At 47.8% G+C, this 2,819-nt stretch carries 3 protein-coding genes; 1 reads left to right on the top strand and 2 read right to left on the bottom strand.

The features are described 5' to 3' along the window. Positions 1-196 precede the first annotated feature (196 nt). Entirely contained in the window at positions 197-1,282 is a 1,086-nt protein-coding gene (locus F451_RS28005; RefSeq protein ID WP_156826629.1) for a hypothetical protein, read from the top strand. A gap of 187 nt (positions 1,283-1,469) precedes the next feature. Here F451_RS28005 and F451_RS28000 read toward each other — a convergent pair whose 3' ends face one another. Together F451_RS28000 and F451_RS0124275 are read right to left on the bottom strand one after the other, a co-directional pair. Continuing rightward, positions 1,470-1,658, bottom strand: coding sequence for a glutathione S-transferase family protein (locus F451_RS28000; protein WP_156826628.1), 189 nt, complete (start codon positions 1,656-1,658; stop codon positions 1,470-1,472). Positions 1,659-1,718: 60 nt separating this feature from the next. Further along, the coding region (locus F451_RS0124275) for a helix-turn-helix transcriptional regulator (RefSeq protein ID WP_020684011.1) at positions 1,719-2,819 on the bottom strand (1,101 nt) is incomplete at its 5' end.

Raw genomic sequence — 2,819 nt, 5'->3', positions numbered from 1 at the left:
GACACTGGATCTCATTCAGGAGGCTCATGTCATTGATGATGCATGCCGGAGGGCGGATTTTAGCCCGTCTTCCTGATGTGCACTCGATGGCGGGCCGAGCACGGATGCCATTTTGACCGAGTATCTCGGGAGTCGGCGTGGGTTTGGTGCCACCGATGAATATGAGATCACACTGAACGAGTGAGGGAGATTTACAATGAATCAGCTCAAATATATATCCGGCCTTTGGCATGGTGATATTTGTACTACAAATGTGCTTTTTGCTGCTCTTATGGCGGTTTCAAGCATGTCTTCATCGGCGCCTCCAGGCGGTAGCAGCGGAGGAAGCGTGAATACCACGCTTTCAGATCTTGGATGTGCGCCAGGGGAAATCGCTCGTGTCACTGACGTTGAAGAGTGGGATTGTGATCCCGGACTGACGGCGGTTGAGGAAGAAGCCATTGATTTGAATGGCAGGTTAACCACAATCGAAGGGCAGAATCTTGATTCCAGGGTGTCTGCGATAGAAGGGCAAAGTTTAGACTCGCGGCTTGCCACAGTTGAGAATCAATCGGTCACAATTGATGGCCGTATAGGTGTGATTGAAGGACAGGAGCTGGATCCCCGAGTTTCAATGTTAGAGGGGCAAAATATTAATAATCGTATTTCGACTGTAGAGAACCAGAACTTGGATGTTAGAGTATCAGGGCTGGAAGCTAACGATGCTGACAATAGATTAAATATTTTAGAGTCACAGAGCCTTGATACAAGAGTTAGTGGTCTGGAGGGTTTTGATTTAAATAATCGAACTTCTGAACTTGAGTCAATAATACATGGCAATCAGGCTGAAATAGCTTTTGTTAAATTTGGAACCTGTTTTGATTTGGAGTCTGGATCAATTGCTAATGATCCATTTTTTCCTGGTTGTGAAGCCGGTGGAGATATGATGTTTGCATTCCATGGTGGTCGAAGCTTGCCGACTGTATTTTTTTGGAACGAAATGGAAGCCGATGTCGCTTTTCTTCGCGGCGTACCATTCGATGCTGTGAGCGAAGGTGTTATAAATGCTTTGATTTTTGCTGATCATATTAATGATCAAAACTATCCATTAAACTTGGATGTGTCTTTTGGCGCAACTGATAGTGCAATCGTTTACACTGGTGATGGAAACTATTTTAAAATTGGATATGCTATCTGTCAGATTCCTGGCTCTACCGTTTCCAGCTACCCAGATTGTGTGCCAACAAATAGCGGATCTACTTTTGGGGTACGATTCAAATATAAAAAATTGAATGTAGAGTGAGCTTTTAAGGTAGATAGAAATAACTCACGGGTCATTGCGCTAGCCGCGCTTCAAAGATGCAGGTACCATGAACGGCAGTAGTAGCTATATTATCTTACTCAGTATTGGTGAATAATAAAGGCCTCACTCCCGGAGTCAGGCCTCTTTTGCGTTGGTTCGAGCTTGATTGGACGACACTGTTTGGGGTTCAAGCCAGTGCAGTCTGCCCGAACAGCAATTTCTTGCCTTCTTCGGTTACTGCCGGCCGGCTGGTCCAGGGTTTGCCTTTTTCATAGGCGGCCATCACGGCAGGGCGGCTGTGCATCCTGTCAAACCAGGCTTTGAGGTGCGGGAAGTCGTTGATGTCCTGCAACTGGCGTTTTGAGTACCCGGACAAGATTACACATGCTTACAAAATGATCTTATTCTTGCCCTGATTTGTCGTCATGATGGGCATTTATTCAACGCGGACACTCGTGGTATTAAATACCCGGGTAATCATTTCGGCCTGGTTCCGACTCGCGGTCTTGCGTAATAGGTTTCGTATATGGAAACGGACCGTCGCTTCGCTCACGAAGAGGTAGCCAGCGACTTCTGCTACCTGCATTCCCGACATCAGCCGTTGCAGTACTTTTACTTCCGCTTTGCTGAGATCAAAAGTCTTATGCAGCATGTCTTCATGAGGCGCATCAGCGCTCGGAGACAGGATGAACACGATGCAGCAGGTGGTCTTACCCAGCCAGTCAAACTGTTCGTCACTGCTACGCCAGGGTAAGCACAGGGCGGTCTTTTGCACGCCTTTCTCGATAAAAGGCACGACTCCTTTTTCATCAGGAGTCGGGCCCCGACCAATCGCTCCGATCAGGATGTGTAAGTGATGGTTAGCATGTACGTCAGGAAGGCGGAAAGATAGCTGCTTTGTAGCGGCGCCAGTTGGATGAAGATAGGATTCAGCTCTACTGTTGTGCAGCATAACTTTCCCATTCTTCGTCAGCAACATTGTAGCGGCGGCAATATGCTCTAGTGAGTCGAGTGCGACCTTTGACGTAAGTTGGGCCTCCAGTAATTGAACGTTGATCATGAAGGCTCTTTTCAGATGAGGTGTAAGAGTTTGCATCAGCAAGCATTCATCCCGTGTATAGAGTGGGTCCGATTCACTACGGACTACGGAGAGCCACCCTCTGCGGCGATCGTCCTTGTAGAACAGGCCTGCATTGAAATTGGCATAGCCGATGGTTTCGTAGAAGCCTTCGTAGCAATACAAAGAATGTAGTGCTTTCCGATCGAAATAGTCCTGTGAGACAAACGAGGTGCCCGGTTCCATCTGTTCGTAGATTGCCGTAAAGCTGTCCTGAGTCATAACGTCTTGCTGGTATTTTGCGATCTGAGCCTCGGACACACCGTTGGAGTAGACAGAATTCACTCGACTGTCGGAAAGATCTTCAAACATAAAGTTGACACTGTGCCCACCGATGGCGCTTTGGATTTGGCGAGCCACGAATGGCCACAAGGAAGGGTCAGCGGCAGCGGCATAGATGGCGTCGATTAAGCTGAGCAG

Origin of the sequence: Marinobacterium rhizophilum DSM 18822 (assembly GCF_000378045.1) — a bacterium.
Lineage (GTDB): Bacteria > Pseudomonadota > Gammaproteobacteria > Pseudomonadales > Balneatricaceae > Marinobacterium_A > Marinobacterium_A rhizophilum.
This window is presented reverse-complemented; position numbering and strand designations above follow the sequence as displayed.

Excerpts from the sequence above, each read along its gene's own strand:
- F451_RS28005 (WP_156826629.1), top strand. The coding sequence starts at position 197 with ATGAATCAGCTCAAATATATATCCGGCCTTTGGCATGGTGATATTTGT.